Raw genomic sequence first — 19,354 nt, forward strand, 5'->3', positions numbered from 1 at the left:
CTTACGGACACCCTTGTACGGCCCCGGAGACTCCTTCATTGAGACGATCCGGCCCGTGGTGGTGTCACGCTTCGTCCACCGTCCGGTCTTGGGGTTGAGCATCTGACTGCGCCCCTTGACCGCACCGACGCGAGCCTTCCCGCGGCCTGAGTTCGTCGCCATCAAGACTCCTCACGAAGCAGGTCTCCCACAAGGTCGTAGAGGCCGTCTGCTCCCTCAGACTGTATGAGAAGACGCAAGGCGGCGACTAGCCAGAGAGCGATCGCCACGCCGAAGAGAACGCGCCGGCTTCCCGCCGTGAGCCCACGGACGATCGATGTCCGCTCGCGGACCTGCACGACGGACACCGCCAAGGTCGCTGGGATGACCAAGAGCGCGAAGATGTCTGCACTGTTGCTCACCAGGCAGGACAAGGCCAAAGCCGTCCAGGCGAGCACGAGGACGACCCCGTTCGTCCAACGAACGTCACTTGTCAGCCCCACGGAGATGCGTGCAATCCCATGATCAGGGCGCTCCGTCGACGACAGGTAGACAGCATGACGGTCGTCGGTCTCTCGAACGTCGTCTGACAGGGGCAACTGCACCTCTGCCCGCCTGATGCCGACCACCTTCACATCTTTCAGCCTCGCTGACGGATCGAGAAGCTGGGTCTCCACGTGCAAGCTGCTGCCGTCCGCGAGCGGAACGGGAACCTTGAGCACTTGGTGGCGCACGTTCACTGCCCCTAGGGGCCTGTCGTCCGACATGGTGATTGTGACCGGCCTGTAAGTCGGCACCTCGGTGTCGATGATGACCCGCCACTCCCTACCAAGGCGCGCCAAGTGCCTTAGCACCGACAACTCGCTGCGGGCCGACAGCCCCAGAACAACTGATCGGAACGCGGAGGCGAAGTAGTCAAGCTCCGCCAGATTTCTCGGCTCCAACTCGCTCATGGCCAACAGGAAGTTCTCCGAGGAGCTCTCGGGTGATGGTGCAGCATCGAGGGTGCGGGCCAAGATGTCCTGCGGCAAGCGCAGCGTGCGCTTCCAGCCCTCAATCTCATGCGCCCCGATCGCGAGGCCGGTCGCGTCGGTCAGGAACCTCGCCAGAAAAGTGGCGTCCTGGAGACGCGTCCCAACCTCGTCGGCAGTGCTGTCTTCCGTTAGATCCGCCGCTGCCCGAACGCGGCGGGGCATGAACTTGGCCACCGCCTCAACCATGGACAGCAGGTCGTCAACGTCGACGTCCGTCATCAGGTCTGTCTCGGACAACGCGCGGATGAACATGTCAGCCTGTAGCCACGCCACGTCCACGCGAGTAAGTAGGTGCACCGGGCTGTCGGCACTACTCGTGAGCGCGAGGTTGAGCAACAGCTCCTTGGGTCGCCATGTCAACGGAATAAGCGCACGCACAGCTGAGGCGCCCGCTTCCACGCCAGCAAGGTCCAATAGAGCCGGTGGGATCACCAGGTGGTAATGCGCGGAGACCCGAGCATGCGTAATCGTCGACAACTCGATCCGGTAGACGAGCCGGTGCTGCCAGAGTTGCGGATCTGACCACAGCAACGGCAGCAGAGCCGCCATCTGCTCCTGCTCTCGAGCAGGGTCTTCCCCTCCCGCGGTCCCCGTCACGCAGAGAAGATAGGTCGTCGGTACGACGAGTTTCCGGCGGGCTCACGGGTTCGCGCGTGGATCGCTATGCGGTCGCATCGTCCTACCTGACGTCCGTCCACTCGGTCGAAGAGCGATCGCGAGATGATGCCACTTTGGCGCCACGACGCCGCTTCCCCATCTCGGACCGAGACTAAAGTCCGCTCACCGATACAGGCAGCCAGGTCAATCACGACGGGCGGTGGTGTACCGGGGCCGGCCCGCGAGGTCCGGGTGGTCGTCCACCTCGGCGAACCCGCCGTGCGCGCGCACCAGCGCCGGCAGCGCACCGCCCTGCTGGTCGGCGTGCTCGATGCCCAGCCCCCCACCGGCCCGGAGCAGGCGGGCGGCGGTGCCCAGCAGCCCCCGGACGACGTCGAGCCCGTCGGGGCCTCCCCACAGCGCGAGCGGCGGGTCGTGGTCGGCGACCTCGCGCGGCACCCGCGCGCCGTCGGGCACGTAAGGCGGGTTGCTCACCACCAGGTCCACCCGGCCGTCGAGCGCGCGGAGCAGCTGCGGATCGGTCATGTCCCCGGCGAGGACCTCCACGGGGGTGTCGCCCGCGGCGGCGCGGGCGCGGGCGTTGTGCCGGGTCCACTCGATCGCGCCGGGGTCGCGCTCGACCGCCGTCACCCGGGCGCCGGGGTGCTCGTGGGCGATCGACAGCGCGATGGCGCCCGAGCCCGACCCCAGGTCGACCACGACCGGCTCGGCGGTACCGGCCAGCTGCTCCAGCGCCCAGCCGACGAGCTGCTCGGTCTCCGGCCGCGGCACGAAGACGCCCGGACCGACCGCGAGCTCCAGGTAGCGGAAGGCCGCCTGTCCCGTGAGGTGCTGCAGCGGCACCCGGTCGGCCCGCTGGGCGACCAGCGTCTCGAACCGGGCGGCCGCCTCGTCCTCGACGCCGTCGAGGGTGATCAGCCGGGTGCGCGCGACGCCGAGCACGTGGGCGAGCAGCAGCTCGGCGTCCACCCGCGGCGAGGCCACGCCCGCCTCGGTCAGGCGGCGGGCCGCCGCGGTGAGCAGCGTGCGGGCGTTCAGGAGCCGGCCGCCAGCAGCTCGGCGGTGTGCGCGCTGACCAGCGCGTCGATGACGCCGTCGAGGTCGCCGTCGACGACCTGGTCGAGGTTGTGCGACTTGTAGCCGACGCGGTGGTCGGAGATCCGGTTCTCCGGGAAGTTGTACGTGCGCACCCGTTCGCTGCGGTCGACCGTGCGCACCTGGCTGCGCCGCTGGTCGCTGGCGGTGGCGGCGGCCTCCTCCCGGGCGGCGGCGAGCAGCCGGGAACGCAGCACCCGCAGGGCCGACTCCCGGTTCTGCAGCTGGCTCTTCTCGTTCTGCGAGCTGACCACGATGCCGCTGGGCAGGTGGGTGATGCGGACGGCGGAGTCGGTGGTGTTCACGCTCTGCCCGCCGGGGCCGGAGGAGCGGAAGACGTCGATGCGCAGGTCGTTCGGGTCGACGGTGACGTCGACCTCCTCGGCCTCGGGCAGCACCAGGACGCCGGCGGCCGAGGTGTGGATGCGGCCCTGGCTCTCGGTGGCCGGCACGCGCTGGACGCGGTGCACCCCGCCCTCGAACTTCAGCCGGGACCAGATGCCCTCGTCGGTGCGCGACTTGATCGCGACCGCGACGTCCTTGTAGCCGCCCAGCTCGGCGTCGACGGCGTCGAGCACCTCGGTCGCCCAGCCGCGGCGCTCGGCGTAGCGCAGGTACATGCGGAGCAGGTCGCCGGCGAACAGCGCCGACTCCGCGCCGCCCTCCCCCGCCTTGATCTCGAGGATGACGTCCTTGTCGTCGTCGGGGTCCTTGGGCAGCAGCTGCTCCCGCAGGCGGTCCTCCAGCTCGGGGATCCGCTGCTCCAGCGAGGCGGCCTCCGCGCGGAACGAGGAGTCCTCGGCGGCGAGCTCGCGCGCGGTCGCGAGGTCACCGCGGACCTCCTCCAGCGCCCGCGCCGTCTCGACCAGCGGGGCGAGTTGCGCGTACCGGCGGCCCATCCGGCGGGCCCGGGACTGGTCGGCGTGCACCGCCGGGTCGGCCAGCTCCTGCTCCAGCCGCGCGTGCTCCGCCAGCAGCCCGGCCAGTCGGTCCGGTGCCGACGTCTCGGTGCTGCTCATCGGTCTCTCCTGAGGGCGTCGTGTGCACATCCGGCCGGACATGACGACGGCGCCCGCCCCACCGCGAGGTGGGAGCGGGCGCCGTCGGGGGTGCTACTGGGCGTCGGCCGTGGCGCCGGCGTTGCGCTTGCCGAAGCGCTTCTCGAAGCGGGCCACGCGACCACCGGTGTCGAGGATCTTCTGCTTGCCGGTGTAGAAGGGGTGGCACGCCGAGCAGACCTCGACGGTCAGCTGACCGCTGGGCGCCGTGCTGCGGGTGGTGAAGGTGTTCCCGCAACCACAGGTCACGGTGGTCTCGTGGTACGTGGGGTGGATGTCGGGCTTCATGCCTGTTGCCTCTTCCGAGAAGTCTGTGCGGTTCACGTGGTGGAACGCCGGCCGGCGGGAGGTATTCCGCGCCGCCGGTGGGGGCTCGGTCGACCAGTATCCCTGATGCCCGAGCCCCGCCGACAGCGAGGTGCTGGAACGGGGTCCTTCTGCTACTCCTGGCCGGGGCCCAGCGTCGTCTTCTGGATCTGCATGAGGAACTCGACGTTGTTGCGGGTCTTCTTCAGCTTGTCGAGCAGCAGTTCCAGCGCCTGCTGGGGCTCGAGCGCGGCGAGCACCCGGCGCAGCTTGATCACGATGGCCAGCTCGTCGGGCGACATGAGGATCTCCTCCTTGCGCGTGCCCGACGCGTTGACGTCCACGGCCGGGAAGACCCGCTTGTCCGCCAGCCGGCGGTCGAGCTTGATCTCCGCGTTCCCGGTGCCCTTGAACTCCTCGAAGATGACCGTGTCCATCGTGGAGCCGGTCTCGACCAGCGCCGAGGCGATGATCGTCAGCGACCCGCCGTTCTCGATGTTGCGGGCCGCGCCGAGGAAGCGCTTGGGCGGGTAGAGCGCCGTGGAGTCGACACCACCGGAGAGGATGCGCCCGCTGGCGGGGGCCGCCAGGTTGTAGGCGCGGCCCAGGCGGGTGATCGAGTCCAGCAGCACGACGACGTCGTGGCCCATCTCGACCAGGCGCTTGGCCCGCTCGATGGAGAGCTCGGCGACCGTGGTGTGGTCGGCCGGCGGCCGGTCGAAGGTCGAGGCGATGACCTCACCCTTCACCGAGCGCTGCATGTCGGTGACCTCTTCCGGACGCTCGTCGACGAGGACGACCATCAGGTGGCACTCGGGGTTGTTCGTCGTGATGGCGTTGGCCAGCGACTGCAGGACCATCGTCTTGCCGGCCTTGGGCGGCGACACGATGAGCGCGCGCTGCCCCTTGCCGATCGGCATGACGAGGTCGATGACCCGGGTGGTGAGCAGGTGCGGCTCGGTCTCCAGCCGCAGGCGGTCCTGCGGGTAGAGCGGGGTCAGCTTGGTGAACTCCGGCCGGTTGCGGGCCTGCTCGGGATCCAGCCCGTTGACCGTGTCCAGCCGGACCAGCGCGTTGTACTTGTCCTTGCGCTCGCCCTCGCGCGGCTGCCGGACGGCGCCGGTGATGGCGTCGCCGCGCCGCAGGCCGTAGCGGCGGACCTGCGACAGCGAGACGTAGACGTCGTTGGGGCCGGTCAGGTAGCCCGAGGTGCGGACGAACGCGTAGTTGTCGAGCACGTCGAGGATGCCGGCCACCGGCAGCAGGACGTCGTCCTCGCTGACGGTCGGCTCGCCCTGGTCGAAGCGGTCCCGGGTGTTGCTCCCGCGCTTGTTGCGGTCGCGGTACCGGCGCCCCCGGCGGCCGCGGCCACCCTCGAAGTCGTCGTCCTCGTCCTCGCCCGCCCGGTCGTTGCCCCGGTCGTTGCGGTTGTCGGTGCGGTTGTCGTTCCGGTTGTCCGGACGCCCGCCCCGGTCGTTGCGGTCGCGGTCGGGGCCGCGGTTGCCGTCACGGTTCGCACCGTCCCGGTTGGCGTTCCGCTCGTCGCGGTTCGCATTGCGCTCGTCCCGGTTGGCGTCGCGATTGGCGTTGCGCTCGTCCCGATTGGCGTTGCGTTCGTCCCGGTTGGCGTTGCGTTCGTCCCGGTTGGCGTTGCGTTCGTCCCGGTTGGCGTTCCGCTCGTTCCGGTCGCCGCCGTCGCGGTTACCCCGCTCGGTGCGGTCGCCGCCGTCCTGACCGGCGTTCCGGTCGCTGTTCTCACGGCCGCCGTCCCGGTCACCGCGGGTGCGGTTGCGGTCGCGGTTGCGCTGCGGACGGTCGCCGTCGCGCTGCTGGTCACCGCGCTGGTCGTCGTCGCGCTGCTGGTCACCGCGCTGGTCGTCGTCGCGGGGTTCGGCCGTGCCCGGCGCGGTCGCGTCGGCCGGCGCCTCCGCCGGGGTGGCGGTGACCGCGGACGCCTCGGGGGCGGCCGCGGGCGCCTCGGGGGTGGTCGGCCCGCTCGCGCTGCCGGGCGATCCGGCCGGGCGGCTGGCGGAACGGCGGGTCCGGGCCGGTGCGGCCGTCGCCTCGCCGGTCAGGGGGCCACCGTTGGCGCCACCGCTGACGGGGGCCTCGAGGGGGGCCGCGGTCGCAGCCGCACCCCGTGCGGTGTCGGCGCCGTCGGTGCTCGTGGTCTCCGTGGGCTGCGCCGGGGCGCCGCCCTCGGAGCCGCCCACCTGGCGGGCGGAGATGGCGGCGACCAGATCGCTCTTGCGCATCCGGCCGGTGCCGGGGATGCCCAGCTCGCCGGCCAGTCGCTGCAGCTCGGGCAGGAGCATGCCCGTCAGTCCGTTGCCGCGGCGGCGGGGTCGGCCCGCCGTCCCAGAAGCGGCAGTGCCCTCGGCGGAGGCGGCGGCGTCGGGCGCGCCGGTCACGCTGAGGTCAGTGGTTTCGCTCACGTACAGGTCCTTCCCTGCGGTGACCTGCGCCGTCTCAGCGCAGGGGGTGCCCCGGTCCCCGGCGGACCGGCCCGGGAGGCGGGTGCGCGACTGGAGATCGGGTTGAGAGGTGCGAGGCGGATGAGCGGCGAAGAGAATCGATCGTCTGCTTCGGCCCCGCGCGAGGCTCGCCCGAGTGGGCGGCTACGCCGTGAGCCTAGTCGCAGCTCACGGGCAGGACAACACCGGTGATCTCCAGTGTGTTCCTCGTTATCGAGACGATACCTGGCGCAGCGGCCGGTCGATCCGCGCCCCCGTCGGATCGACCTCCAGCGGCAGCACCGACCAGCCCTCCGGGGCCAGCCCGGCGATGGCCCGCACCTCGCTGTCGCCCGGTCGCTCGTCCGGCCCCGTCTCGGTGCGGCGGCCGAGCACCAGCACCGACGGGCCCGCTCCCGAGATGACGGCGGCGTGCCCGGCCGCCCGCAGGCGGTCGACCAGGGCCAGCGACCCGGGCATCGCCGCGGTGCGCTGCCGCTGGTGCAGCCGGTCCTCCGTCGCCTCCATGAGCAGGGAGTCCCCCGAGGTCAGCGCGTGCACCAGCAGCGCGGCGCGCCCCGCGTTGAAGGCTGCGTCGGCATGCGGCACGACGTCGGGCAGCAGCCCGCGCGCCACCTCCGTCGAGAGCGTCGCGTCGGGGACCAGGACGACCGGCAGCACGTTCTCGTGCACGGTCAGGCCGTCCGCACCGACGCCCCCGTCACCGGCCCAGGACAGCGTCAGCCCGCCGAGCAGGCAGGCGGCGACGTTGTCCGGGTGACCCTCCATCTCGGTGGTCAGCCGCAGGACGGCGTTCAGGTCGATCGCCTCGGCGTCCGGGCACAGCGCCCAGGCACCCATGACCCCGGCGACGACGGCCGCGGCCGAGGAGCCCATCCCCCGGCCCTGCGGGATGGCGTTCTCCGCCACCACCCGCAGGCCGGACGGCGCCCAGCCGAGCTCGGCGCACGCGGCACGGAACGCGCGCACGACGAGGTGCGACTCGTCGGTGGGCAGCTCGCCGGCGCCCACACCCTGGATCTCGACGGCCAGCCCGTCGGCCTGCACCGAGAACTCGAGGACGTCGTGGTGCGCCAGCGCCAGACCCGCGCAGTCGAAGGCCGGCCCCAGGTTCGCGCTGGTGGCCGGGACGCGCACCGTGACCCGGTCGGGGTCGAGCCGGCTCGTCGCGCCGCCGTCGTGCGCGCTCACAGGCCGAGCTGGGCGGCGGCCGCGGCGGCGTCGACCGGGACGGTGACCGGCGCCGGTGCGCCGGAGATCGCCCACTCCGGGTCCTTGAGGCCGTTGCCGGTGACGGTGCAGACGATCCGCTGGCCGGGCTCGAGCTCCCCGGCGGCGGCGACCTGCAGCAGGCCCGCGACCGACGCCGCCGACGCCGGCTCGACGAAGACGGCCTCGCTGCGGGCCAGCAGCCGGTAGGCCGACAGGATCGCGCGGTCGGTGACGGCGTCGATCCGCCCGCCGGACTCGTCGCGGGCGGCCAGCGCCTTGGTCCAGGACGCGGGGTTGCCGATCCGGATGGCGGTGGCGATCGTGCTCGGGTTCTCCACCACCTGGCCGGTGACGATCGGGGCGGCGCCCGCGGCCTGGAACCCCCACATCCGCGGGGTGTGCGTGGCGGGTCCGGGCGTCGGGGAGTCGGCGCAGTACTCGCGGTAGCCCTGCCAGTAGGCGGTGATGTTGCCGGCATTGCCCACCGGGAGGCAGTGGATGTCCGGGGCGTCGCCCAGCACGTCGACGATCTCGAAGGACGCGGTCTTCTGACCCTCGATCCGGAACTGGTTGACGCTGTTGACCAGGCTGACCGGGTAGTCGATGGCCAGCTTGCTGGCCAGCGCAAGGCAGTCGTCGAAGTTGCCGTCGACCTGCAGCAGCTTGGCGCCGTGCACCAGCGCCTGGGCCAGCTTGCCCATCGCGATCTTGCCCTGCGGCACCAGGACGGCGCAGACCAGACCGGCCCGCACCGCGTAGGCCGCGGCGCTCGCGCTGGTGTTGCCGGTGGAGGCGCAGATGACCGCCCGGGCGCCCTCCTCCGCGGCCTTGGTGATGGCCATCGTCATCCCGCGGTCCTTGAAGGAGCCGGTCGGGTTGGCCCCCTCGACCTTGAGGTAGACCTCGCAGCCGGTGCGCCGGGAGAGCTCGCGCGCGTGCACCAGCGGGGTGGCGCCCTCGTGCAGGGTCACCACCGGGGTGGCGTCGCTGACCGGCAGGCGGGAGCGGTAGGCCTCGATCAGGCCGGGCCACCCCGGGGAGACGTTCGGCGAGACGCTCATGACAGCCCTTCCACGCGCAGCACGCTGGTGACCCCCCGGACCGCGGGCATCTCCCGCAGCGCGGCAATGGTGGCCGACAGCGCCGCGTCGGGGGCGCTGTGGGTCACGATGACCAGCGTCGCGGCGTCGCCGCGGCCGGTCTGACGGACGGTGGAGATGCTCACCTCGTGCCGCGCGAACTCCTGCGCGACCGCGGCGAGCACACCGGGCTTGTCGGCCACGTCGAGGCTGACGTGGTACCGCGTCGGCGTCTCCGCCATGGGCCGGACGGCCAGGTTGGCGTAGCCGGTGACGCCCGGGCCGGGGCCGCCGGTGACCCGGTTGCGGGCGACCGCGACGAGGTCGCCCAGGACGGCGCTGGCCGTCGGCTCCCCGCCGGCCCCCTGCCCGTAGAACATCAGCTGGCCGGCCGCCTCGGCCTCGACGAAGACGGCGTTGAACGCCCCGCCGACCGAGGCGAGCGGGTGCGCGGTCGGGATCATCGCGGGGTGCACCCGGACGGCGACGGAGTCCCCGTCCGCGCCGGCGACCCGCTCGCAGATGGCCAGCAGCTTGACGGTGCAGCCGATCTCCGCGGCGCGGGCGACGTCGGTGGCGGTGACCGTGGAGATGCCCTCGCGGTGCACGTCGACCGCCGCCACCGGGGTGTGGAACGCCAGCGACGCCAGGATCGCGGCCTTCGCGGCGGCGTCGAAGCCGTCGACGTCGGCGGTCGGGTCGGCCTCGGCGTAGCCCAGCTCGGTGGCCTCGGCCAGCGCCTCGCCGAAGCCGGCCCCGGTCTCGGCCATGCGCGACAGGATGTAGTTCGTCGTCCCGTTGACGATGCCCACGATCCGGGACAGCTGGTCGCCGACCAGCGACTCGCGCAGCGGCCGCAGGATCGGGATGGCCCCGGCGACCGCGGCCTCGTAGTAGAGGTCCACGCCGGCCTTCGCGGCCGCGGCGTGCAGGGCGACGCCGTCCTCGGCCAGCAACGCCTTGTTGGCGCTCACCACCGATTTGCCGGCCTCGAACGCCGCCAGCATCAGCGAGCGCGCCGGCTCGATGCCGCCGATCACCTCGACGACGAGGTCGACGTCGTCGCGGGTGACCAGGCCGTGCGCGTCGGTGGTCAGCAGGTCGGCCGGGACGTCGGGGTGGTGCGCCGGGCGGCGCACGGCGACGCCGGCCACCTCCACGGGGCGGCCGATGCGGGCGCCGAGGTCCTCGGCCTGCTCCTGCAGCGCGCGCAGCACCGCACTGCCGACGGTGCCGCAGCCGAGCAGCGCCACCTTGAGGGGTCGGTTCACGAGGTCGCTCCCGCGGGGTGCTCGGGCGCCGGCTGGTCGATGGCCGGCGAGGGGGCGGGGCGGTCGGCGAGGACCGCGTCGAGGGCGAACACGTCGGACAGTGTCTGACGTCGCACGATCTCGGTGGCGGCGCCGTCCCGGACGGCGACCACCGGCGGCTTGAGCAGGTAGTTGTAGTTGCTCGCCATCGACCAGCAGTAGGCGCCGGTGGCGGCGACGGCGAGCAGGTCGCCGGGCACGACGTCCGAGGGCAGCCACAGGTCGCGCACCAGGATGTCGCCGCTCTCGCAGTGCTTGCCCACCACCCGGCACAGCGCCGGCGGGGCGTCGGAGGTGCGGTTGGCGAGCACGCAGGTGTAGGCGGCGTCGTAGAGGGAGGTGCGGATGTTGTCGCTCATCCCGCCGTCGACGGAGACGTAGTTGCGCACCAGCGGGGTGCCCGGCGCGCCGCTGGCCCCCAGTCGCACCGGCTTGATGGTGCCGATCTCGTACAGCGTCACCGTGCCCGGTCCGGCGATCGCCCGGCCCGGCTCCACGGCCAGCCGCGGGACCGGCAGGCCGAGCTCGGCGCACTCCGCGGCGACGACGCTGCGCAGCCTGGTCGCGACGTCGGCCGGGCTGACCGGGTCGTCGTCGGGGATGTAGGCGATGCCGAAGCCACCGCCGAGATTCAGCTCGCCGAGCACCTCGCCGGTGGCGTCGCGGACGGCGCCGAGCAGCCCCACGACGCGGTGCGCGGCGGCCTCGAAGCCGGCGGTGTCGAAGATCTGCGAGCCGATGTGGCTGTGCAGGCCGGCCAGGCGCAGGGCCGGCTCGGCCACGACCCGGCGGGCTGCCTCCAGCGCGTCACCGGTGGCGAGGGAGAAGCCGAACTTCTGGTCCTCGTGGGCGGTGGCGATGAACTCGTGGGTGTGCGCCTCGATGCCGACGGTGGTGCGGATCAGCACCGCCACCGGGCTGCCGCCGGAGGCGACCCGGGCGCCGGCGAGCGGGACCAGCCGGTCGATCTCGTCGAAGGAGTCGAGGACCACGTGCCCGATGCCGGAGTCGACGGCCAGCTGCAGCTCCACCAGCGACTTGTTGTTGCCGTGCAGCGCGATCCGCTCCGCCGGGAACCCGGCGGCCAGCGCGACGGCGAGCTCGTTGCCGCTGCAGGCGTCCAGGTGCAGCCCGTCCTCGGCGATCCAGCGGGCCACCTGGCCGCAGAGGAACGCCTTGGAGGCGTAGTGCACGTCGGCGTCGGCGAACGCGGTCGCGAAGTCGGCGGCCCGGCCGCGGAAGTCCGCCTCGTCGAGCACGAACAGCGGCGTGCCGTGCTCGCGGGCGAGGTCGGTGACGGCCCGGCCGGCCAGGTGCAGCTCGCCGTCGACCCGCTCCGCCGAGCGCGGCCAGACCTGGGGGTCGAGGACGCCCAGCTCGGCCGGCGGGGCGCCGGCGGCCGAGGGTGGCGAGATGTTCCCGTGCAGCGGTCCCGCGGGGTGCGCCCGCATCACGCCTCCTCTCCGACGGCTCGCGCAGACACCCGGTCGGTCCCCGGGCCTGCGGGCCGGACGGTCACATCCGCTCCGGCGCGGAGACCCCGAGCACGGCCAGGCCGTTGCGCAGCACGACCGCGGTCGCGGCGCACAGCCACAGCCGGGCGGTGGTCAGCGCGGTGGCCTCCTCGTCGCCGCGCGGCAGCACGCGGCAGGAGTCGTAGAAGCGGTGGTAGGTGCCGGCCAGCTCCTCGAGGTACCGGGCCACCCGGTGCGGCGCGCGCAGCTCGGCGGCGCTCGCCAGGACGCGCGGGAAGTCGCCGAGGGCGCGCAGCAGGTCGTTCTCCCGGTCGTGCGCCAGCAGGGCGACGTCGACCTCGCCGGCCGCACCGAGGGCGAGCCCGAGGTCGGTGGCGTTGCGCAGCACCGAGGAGATGCGCGCGTGCGCGTACTGGACGTAGAAGACCGGGTTGTCGTTGCTCTGCCGCGTCCACAGGTCGATGTCGATGTCGATCTGCTGGTCGACCGAGGCGCGCGCGAGCGCGTACCGGGCGGCGTCGGCGCCGATGGCGTCGACGAGGTCCTCGAGGTTGACCACGGTGCCGGCCCGCTTGCTCATCCGGACCGGCTCGCCGTCGCGCAGCAGGTTCACCAGCTGGCCCAGCAGGATCTCGAGGTGGACGGCGGGGTCGTCCCCGGCCGCGGCCGCCAGCGCCTTGTACCGGCCGACGTACCCCGAGTGGTCCGCGCCGAGCATGATCACGACCTTGTCGAAGCCGCGCTCGCGCTTGTCCAGGTAGTAGGCGCAGTCGGCGGCGAAGTAGGTCGGCTCGCCGTCGGCCTTCACCAGGACGCGGTCCTTGTCGTCGCCGAAGGTCGTCGTGCGCAGCCACACCGCGCCGTCGGAGTCGTAGACGTGGCCCTGCTCGCGCAGCCGGGCCACCGCCTTCTCCAGGGCACCGGCCCGGTGCAGCGACGTCTCGGAGAACCAGACGTCGAAGTGGACGCCGAACGCCTCCATCGTGGCGCGGATCTCGGCCACCATGAGCTCCACGCCCCGGGCGCGGAAGACCGCCAGCTGCTCGGCCTCCGGACGGTCGAGGACGCCGGGCTCCGCCGCGACGACCTGCGCGGCGATGTCGCCGATGTAGCTGCCCGCGTAGCCGTCCTCGGGCACCTCCCGGCCGTTCGCCGCGGCGAGCAGGCTCCGGGCGAAGCGGTCGATCTGCGCCCCGGCGTCGTTCAGGTAGTACTCGCGGGTCACCGCCGCGCCGCTGGCCTGGATGAGCCGGGCGATGGCGTCGCCCACCGCCGCCCACCGCGTGCCCCCGATGTGCACCGGACCGGTCGGGTTGGCCGAGACGAACTCCAGGTTGAGCCGCTGGCCGGCCAGGGTGGCGGTGCGGCCGTAGGCCTCCCCCGCCGTCACGGCGTCGACGGCGATCCTGCCGAGCACGCCCTGGGCCAGGGTGATGTTGAGGAACCCGGGACCGGCGACGTCGACGGCGGCGATGCCGTCGTGCGCGCGCAGCTCCGCGGCCAGCAGCTCGGCCACCTCGCGCGGTGGCCGGCCGGCAGGCTTGGCCAGCCGCAGGGCGACGTTGGTGGCGTAGTCGCCGTGCTCGGGGTTCTTCGGCCGCTCGATGACGACGTCGGCCGGCACCTCCACGGGCAGCGCGCCTCGCTCGACGACCGCGCCCACGGCGGTACGAACGACGTCCTGCAGCTGCTCCGGTGTCACCGGGCGAGCGTACTGATCGCCCGCCGGCGCCCTGCGGCTCCACCCACCAGCAGCAGGCCTCCCGCGTCCACGGGCCCCGCCGCACCGCTCGGCTGCCAGCTCCCGCACAGGTCGCCGACCTAGACTCGCGCCCGGCAGAGGGCCGCCCGGGCCCGGCCGCAGCGGCGCGCACGCGCGCCCCGTACCGAGGAGAGGCCTTGGCCAAGGACCGCACGCCCGACAAGAGCCGAGCCACCGGCGGTGGGGCCACCCGGTCCGGCGGGCGCGGCGCCGGAGGGCGCACCCGGCCACCCACGCAGGTGGTCGCGCAGCAGCGCCCCTGGGGCCTGATCGCCGCCGCCGTGGCCGTCGTCGTGTTCGCCGCGGCCGTCATCACCTACGCCGTGGTGCAGGTGAACGAGGCGGACGCCCTGCAGGTCGACTCCATCGACGAGATCGACGGCGCCCAGGTCTACGAGTACGAGGGCGGCAACCACGTCACGACGACGGTGGACTACACGGAGTCCCCGCCGGTGGGTGGCGAGCACGACCCCTACTGGGCCGACTGCACGGGCACGGTCTACGACGTCGACATCCGGCACGAGAACGCGGTGCACAGCCTCGAGCACGGCGCCGTCTGGATCACCTACAACCCCGACGAGGTGACCGACGCCGACATCGCCACGCTCGCCGAGCTGGTCGACGGCGAGTCCTACCGGATGATGTCGCCCTACGAGGGCCTGGACTCCCCCATCAGCCTGCAGTCCTGGGGCGAGCAGCTGAAGGTGGACAGCGCCGACGACATCCGCGTCAAGCAGTTCGCCGACCTGATGACCGCCAAGGCCGGCGACTTCCCCGAGCCGGGGGCCACCTGCGAGAACCCGGACTTCCTCGCCGCTCCCCTGGTCGCCGGTGACGCCAGCGGCGCCGCCGGGCTGGACACCGACACCGACGCCGGCATGACCACCGCGCCCTGAGCGGCCCCGGCCCGTCGACCCACTCCCGTCCCGCGGAGGCGATCCCCATCCCCAGCACCACCGGTCCCCGGCGCGGCAGCGCGCTGCGCACCGCCCTGCTCGCCCTCATCGCCGTCGGGCTCGTGGTGCTGGGCGGCGGGCTGGCCGTCGTCCTCGGCCTCGGCCGCGACGGCACGCCGACGCCCGCGGCGGACTCGGTGGACGCGGGCTTCGCCCGGGACATGTCCCGCCACCACCTGCAGGGCGTGGAGATGGCCAACCTCGTCGCCGAGCGCAGCGAGGACCCGGAGGTCGAGCAGCTCGGCTTCGACATCTCCGCCACCCAGACCAACCAGGCCGGGCGCATGCAGGGCTGGCTGGCGCTCTGGGGCGTACCGCTGACCGGCGGCGACACGATGGCCTGGATGGGCGGGACCGGCCACGCCGGGCACGACATGGACGGGATGGAGATGGCCGCGGGCACGCTCATGCCCGGCATGGCCACGGAGGAGGAGCTGGCCGAGCTGCGGAGCCTGTCGGGCACCGCGTTCGACGTCGAGTTCCTCCGGCTGATGATCCGGCACCACCAGGGCGGCTTCGACATGGCCAGCTACGCCGCCGAGAACGCCGAGGTGGCGGCCGTGCGGGACCTCGCCCGGTCCATCGAGCAGTCCCAGGGCGTGGAGACGACGACGATGACCCGGATGCTCACCGCGCGGGGCGGGACGCCGCTCCCCGAGCCGTGACCCCCGGCCCGGGAGCCGCTTCCCGGGCCGGCGCGGTGGGCTGGTAACTTCTCTCCTGCCCCACCACCGAGCCCCCGTAGCTCAGGGGATAGAGCACCGCCCTCCGGAGGCGGGTGCGCAGGTTCGAATCCTGCCGGGGGCACCCTCCACGCACCGACGCCCGGTCCGGCCACGGACCCGACGTCCGCAGCCCGAGCGTCCCGAACCCGTTGGACGTGGGCCCGAGTTCTGGCACCCTTCCTCCGACGGCCCGTCCCGGGCGGTACTCGACGGTGCGTGCCGGCTCGGCGGACCACGATGCGGGAGGTCGGATGAGCACGTCGGCGGGGCGCGCCGCGGCACAGGACCACGAGGAGAGCCGGCGTGGGGCGTTCAGCTCCCGCCGCGTCTTCATCCTGGCGGCGATCGGCTCGGCGGTCGGGCTGGGCAACATCTGGCGGTTCCCCTACGTCGCCTACGAGAACGGCGGCGGCGCCTTCCTGCTGCCCTACCTGGTCGCGCTGCTGACCGCCGGCATCCCGTTCCTGCTGCTGGACTACGCGATCGGTCACCGCCACCGCGGCTCCGCTCCGCTCTCCTTCGCCCGGCTGCGCCGCGGCACCGAGGGGCTCGGCTGGTGGCAGGTGGGCATCTGCTTCCTCATCGCCGTCTACTACGCGGCGGTCATCGCCTGGGCGCTGCGCTACACCTTCTTCTCGCTGGACGAGGCGTGGGGCGACGACCCCCAGGGCTTCTTCTTCGGCGAGTTCCTCCAGGCCGGGGACGTCGAGGTCACCGCCGACGTGGTGCCCGGGGTGCTCGTGCCCCTCGCGATCGTCTGGCTCGCCGTCCTGGTGATCATGGCGCTCGGCGTCCAGCGCGGCATCGGTGCGGTGTCGCTGGTCTTCATCCCGGTGCTGGTGCTCGCCTTCGCCGCCCTCGTCGTGCAGGCGCTGCTGCTGCCCGGCGCGGGGGCCGGCCTGGACGCGCTCTTCACGCCCGACTGGTCGGCGCTCACCTCGGCCCCCGTCTGGGCGGCCGCGTTCGGCCAGATCTTCTTCTCGCTGTCCATCGGCTTCGGCATCATGATCACCTACGCCTCCTACGTCCGGCGTCGCGAAGACATGATCGGCTCCGGGCTCGTCGTCGGCTTCTCGAACTCCGGCTTCGAGCTCCTCGCCGGCATCGGCGTGTTCGCCGCCCTGGGCTTCATGGCCCAGGCCGGCGGGGTCCCGGTCGGCGAGGTCGCCGACGACGGGATCGGGCTGGCCTTCATCGCCTTCCCGGCCATCATCAGCGAGGCCCCGGCCGGCGCCCTCATCGGCGTCCTGTTCTTCGGCTCGCTGGTCCTCGCCGGGATCACCTCGCTGGTCAGCGTGATCGAGGTCGTCATCTCCGCCGTCCGCGACAAGCTCGACACCGGCCGCCTCACCGCCACCCTGGCGGTCGGCGTCCCGGCCGCGGTGCTGAGCCTGGCGCTCTTCAGCACGACGAGCGGCATCTACGTGCTCGACGTCGTCGACCACTTCGTCAACCAGTACGGCATCCTCGTCGTGGCGCTGGTCAGCATGCTGGTCGTCGCCTGGGCGCTCCGGGCCCTGCCCGGTCTCGGCGGGCACCTCAACGTCCACGGCCGTCCCCGGGTCGGCACCGGCTGGCGCGTGCTGGTGAGCCTCGTCGCCCCGGCGGGTCTGGCCCTCGTGCTCGGCTTCGCCCTGCGGGACGACCTGGCCGCGCCGTACGAGGACTACCCCGGCTGGCTGCTGCTGGTCTTCGGCTGGCTGCTGGTCGTGGCGCTGCCGCTGGTCGCCTTCCTGGTCGCCCGGCTGCCCTGGCGCGCCGGGACCCACCTGGACGGCCCGCCACCGGGCTCGGACCCGGCGGCGCCGCTGCACGCGACCGGTGGCCACGAGGGAGGACTCCGATGAGCACCGCCGCGATCGTGATGATGGTGGTGGCGATGATCGTCATCTGGGGTGGCCTCGCCCTGGCCATCGCCAGCCTGGTGCGCCACGGCGCCGTCGAGGAGCGCGCCGAGGACGTCCGACGGGACCACTGACCCCCGCGCACGCGGGTCGGTGAGCTCGGCCCCGACAGGCTGCACTACGGTCCGCGGCCATGGAGAGCAGCGGCATCCGCACGGCACCGGTCGGCGACATCGAGATCGCGTACGAGACCTTCGGCGACGCGGCGAACCCGCCCGTCCTGCTGGTCATGGGGCTGGCCACGCAGATGATCGGCTGGCCCGACGACTTCTGCCGCGGCCTCGCCGAGCGCGGGCTGTTCGTCGTCCGCTTCGACAACCGCGACATCGGCCTGTCCACCCACGTGGCCGACCGCGGCGCCCCCGACGTCATGGCGATCCTCGGTGGCGACCGCTCCTCGGTCGCCTACGGGCTGCCCGACCTGGCCGAGGACACCGTCGGCCTGCTCGACGCCCTGGGGCTGGACAGCGTCCACCTGGTCGGCGCCTCCATGGGCGGGATGATCGCGCAGCTGGTCGCCATCGCCCACCCGCAGCGGGTGCGCAGCCTCACCTCGATCATGTCCACCACGGGCGCCCCGGGCGTCGGTGCGCCGAACGAGGCCGCGATGGGTGTGCTGCTCGCGGCACCGGCGGGCGATCGGGAGGGTGCCGTCCAGCGCGTCGTCGACACCTACCGGGTGATCGGCTCCCCCGGGTTCGAGTTCGACGAGGCGGCCGTCCGCGACCGCGCCGGGCTCTCCTTCGACCGCGCCTACGACCCCGCCGGCGTCGCCCGCCAGCTCGCGGCGATCCTGACCACCCACGACCGGACCGCCGACCTGGGCGGCGTCGCCGTCCCGACGCTGGTGATCCACGGCGCGCAGGACAGCCTGGTGGACGTGAGCGGCGGCCGGGCCACGGCGGCCGCCGTCCCCGGTGCGGAGCTGCTCGTGGTCGACGGCATGGGCCACGACCTGCCGCGCGAGGTGTGGCCGCAGCTCACCGACCGCATCACCGCGCTCGTCGAAGGCGCCGAGCGCTCAGCGTGACCGCCGCTCCGGCGCCCCTTCCGCAGGGGCGCCGGCGCTCGTAGCGTCCCCAGCTGTGCACTGGGTCACCATCGAGGTCTTCGACGGCGGTACGCCCGCCGCCGGGTGGCTGCGCGCCTGGCACGACCTGATCGTCGAGACCGCGGTGACCTCGGGCGCCCGCTTCTGGGACGACCACGCGCACCGGTGGGGCGTCGTCCTGGAATTCGTCTTCGACGAGGAGAGCCGGCGGGACGCCTTCCGCGACTCCCCCGCCGTCCGCGCGGCGCTCGACGCCGCGCCCGACCCGGTCAACGGCGTGCTGGTCTACCCGCACCGGGGTGGCGGCAGCGGCAGCCGCCAGCCGCGTCGTCCGCGTCCGCTGCGCGGGGTCGGTGCGGCGGCGCTGCCGGAGCCGGACCCGGACGCCGACCTCGTGCGACCGTGCACCGCCCGCACCGACCGCGCCGCCGGGGAGCCGCTCAGCTGGTGAGCATCCCGCCCTCGACCGGGATGGTGGTGCCGGTGACGTACCCGCCGGCGTCGCTGACCAGGAAGACCAGCGCCGCGGCGAGCTCCTCGGGCTCACCCTTGCGACCCACGAGCACCCGGGACAGCTGCGACTCCAGGTAGCCCTCGGGGTACTGGTCGGTCATCTCCGAGGTGAAGAAGCCCGGCGCCAGCGCGTTGACCCTGATGCCCTTGCGGCCGGTCCACTGCTGGGCGAGGTCGCGGGTCAGCCCGATGAGGCCCGCCTTGCTGGCGGCGTAAGCGGCCTGCGGCAGCCCCGCGGTGGTCAGCCCGAGCACGCTGGAGATGTTGACGATCGAGCTGCCCGGCTGCATCACCCGGCCGCACGCCTGGGCCATCCAGTAGCAGCCGTTGAGGTTGACGTCGATGACCTGCCGGAACTGCTCGGGGGCCTCCCGCGTCGCGGGCGCGGCGGTGCCGACCCCGGCGTTGTTCACCAGGACGTCGACCTTGCCGAACTCGGCCATCGCGGCGTCGACGAGCGCCTGGCAGTCCTCCGGCCGGGAGACGTCGGTGGCCACGCTGATCGCGCGCCGGCCGGCCGCCTCCACCGCGCGCTGGGTCTCCGCCAGCCGGTCGGCCCGGCGGGCACCGAGGACGACGTCGCAGCCGGCCTCCGCCAGCGTCCGGGCGAAGACCGCGCCCAGCCCGGAGGAGGCACCGGTCACGATGGCGACGCGGTCGTCGAGGCGGAACAGGTCGAGGATCGTGCGGTCGGGCATGAGCGGGGGTCTCCCTCGGACGACGGCGTGCGGTCGTCGTCACCGTATCCGTCGTGTGCGGTAGATCACCGGGTGAGCCGGGTAGGGCCTCGTCCGTCCAGCCAC

General features: G+C 73.1%; 17 protein-coding genes and 1 tRNA gene. 7 read left to right on the plus strand and 11 right to left on the minus strand.

Annotation, left to right across the window (positions count from 1 at the left end):
* Positions 1-161: 161 nt before the first annotated feature.
* The 10 genes from ACI79T_RS05950 to argS form a co-directional block, all read right to left on the minus strand.
* Complete coding sequence (locus ACI79T_RS05950; protein WP_456609125.1) at positions 162-1,562, minus strand: hypothetical protein; 1,401 nt, start codon at positions 1,560-1,562, stop codon at positions 162-164.
* A 252-nt stretch (positions 1,563-1,814) separates the two neighbouring features.
* Positions 1,815-2,669 (minus strand): peptide chain release factor N(5)-glutamine methyltransferase, encoded by an 855-nt coding sequence (prmC, locus tag ACI79T_RS05955; protein ID WP_456609304.1) that lies wholly within the window; start codon positions 2,667-2,669, stop codon positions 1,815-1,817.
* Positions 2,666-3,745 carry a peptide chain release factor 1 gene (prfA, locus tag ACI79T_RS05960; RefSeq protein ID WP_456609126.1) on the minus strand — a complete coding sequence of 360 codons (1,080 nt, stop codon included), beginning with the start codon at positions 3,743-3,745 and terminating at the stop codon, positions 2,666-2,668. Before prfA ends, prmC begins: the two co-directional genes overlap by 4 nt.
* A gap of 93 nt (positions 3,746-3,838) precedes the next feature.
* Entirely contained in the window at positions 3,839-4,072 is a 234-nt protein-coding gene (gene rpmE, locus ACI79T_RS05965) for a 50S ribosomal protein L31 (RefSeq protein WP_456609127.1), read from the minus strand.
* Positions 4,073-4,224: 152 nt separating this feature from the next.
* Positions 4,225-6,525, minus strand: a complete 2,301-nt coding sequence (gene rho, locus ACI79T_RS05970; RefSeq protein ID WP_456609128.1) for a transcription termination factor Rho — start codon at positions 6,523-6,525, stop codon at positions 4,225-4,227.
* Positions 6,526-6,774: 249 nt separating this feature from the next.
* Positions 6,775-7,755 (minus strand): homoserine kinase, encoded by a 981-nt coding sequence (thrB, locus tag ACI79T_RS05975; protein ID WP_456609129.1) that lies wholly within the window; start codon positions 7,753-7,755, stop codon positions 6,775-6,777.
* On the minus strand, positions 7,752-8,837 hold the full coding sequence (gene thrC, locus ACI79T_RS05980) for a threonine synthase (protein ID WP_456609130.1): 1,086 nt from the start codon (positions 8,835-8,837) through the stop codon (positions 7,752-7,754). The genes thrB and thrC overlap by 4 nt, the downstream gene beginning before the upstream one ends.
* Positions 8,834-10,126 (minus strand): homoserine dehydrogenase, encoded by a 1,293-nt coding sequence (locus ACI79T_RS05985; RefSeq protein WP_456609131.1) that lies wholly within the window; start codon positions 10,124-10,126, stop codon positions 8,834-8,836. Before ACI79T_RS05985 ends, thrC begins: the two co-directional genes overlap by 4 nt.
* Positions 10,123-11,616, minus strand: coding sequence for a diaminopimelate decarboxylase (gene lysA / locus ACI79T_RS05990; RefSeq protein ID WP_456609132.1), 1,494 nt, complete (start codon positions 11,614-11,616; stop codon positions 10,123-10,125). Before lysA ends, ACI79T_RS05985 begins: the two co-directional genes overlap by 4 nt.
* A gap of 64 nt (positions 11,617-11,680) precedes the next feature.
* Entirely contained in the window at positions 11,681-13,342 is a 1,662-nt protein-coding gene (gene argS, locus ACI79T_RS05995; RefSeq protein ID WP_456609133.1) for an arginine--tRNA ligase, read from the minus strand.
* A gap of 197 nt (positions 13,343-13,539) precedes the next feature.
* On the opposite strand from argS, the gene ACI79T_RS06000 reads away from it, so the two are divergent.
* From ACI79T_RS06000 to ACI79T_RS06030, 7 genes are all read left to right on the plus strand, one after another.
* Positions 13,540-14,298 carry a DUF3105 domain-containing protein gene (locus ACI79T_RS06000; RefSeq protein WP_456609134.1) on the plus strand — a complete coding sequence of 253 codons (759 nt, stop codon included), beginning with the start codon at positions 13,540-13,542 and terminating at the stop codon, positions 14,296-14,298.
* Positions 14,299-14,420: 122 nt separating this feature from the next.
* Positions 14,421-15,023, plus strand: a complete 603-nt coding sequence (locus ACI79T_RS06005; protein WP_456609135.1) for a DUF305 domain-containing protein — start codon at positions 14,421-14,423, stop codon at positions 15,021-15,023.
* A gap of 70 nt (positions 15,024-15,093) precedes the next feature.
* Positions 15,094-15,165, plus strand: a tRNA-Arg gene (locus ACI79T_RS06010).
* Between the two features lie 169 nt (positions 15,166-15,334).
* Complete coding sequence (locus tag ACI79T_RS06015; protein WP_456609136.1) at positions 15,335-16,930, plus strand: sodium-dependent transporter; 1,596 nt, start codon at positions 15,335-15,337, stop codon at positions 16,928-16,930.
* Positions 16,927-17,061, plus strand: coding sequence for a methionine/alanine import family NSS transporter small subunit (locus ACI79T_RS06020; RefSeq protein WP_456609137.1), 135 nt, complete (start codon positions 16,927-16,929; stop codon positions 17,059-17,061). The genes ACI79T_RS06015 and ACI79T_RS06020 overlap by 4 nt, the downstream gene beginning before the upstream one ends.
* A gap of 59 nt (positions 17,062-17,120) precedes the next feature.
* Positions 17,121-18,017 carry an alpha/beta fold hydrolase gene (locus ACI79T_RS06025; protein WP_456609138.1) on the plus strand — a complete coding sequence of 299 codons (897 nt, stop codon included), beginning with the start codon at positions 17,121-17,123 and terminating at the stop codon, positions 18,015-18,017.
* 55 nt (positions 18,018-18,072) lie between these two features.
* Positions 18,073-18,489: a hypothetical protein gene (locus ACI79T_RS06030; RefSeq protein WP_456609139.1), complete on the plus strand. Its 417-nt coding sequence runs from the start codon at positions 18,073-18,075 to the stop codon at positions 18,487-18,489.
* On the opposite strand, the gene ACI79T_RS06035 is transcribed toward ACI79T_RS06030, so the two are convergent.
* Positions 18,479-19,249 carry an SDR family NAD(P)-dependent oxidoreductase gene (locus ACI79T_RS06035; protein WP_456609140.1) on the minus strand — a complete coding sequence of 257 codons (771 nt, stop codon included), beginning with the start codon at positions 19,247-19,249 and terminating at the stop codon, positions 18,479-18,481. The two genes, ACI79T_RS06030 and ACI79T_RS06035, sit on opposite strands and share 11 nt — an antisense overlap.
* Positions 19,250-19,354 lie beyond the last annotated feature (105 nt).

The sequence above is a fragment of the Blastococcus sp. SYSU DS0619 genome (genome assembly GCF_054051035.1).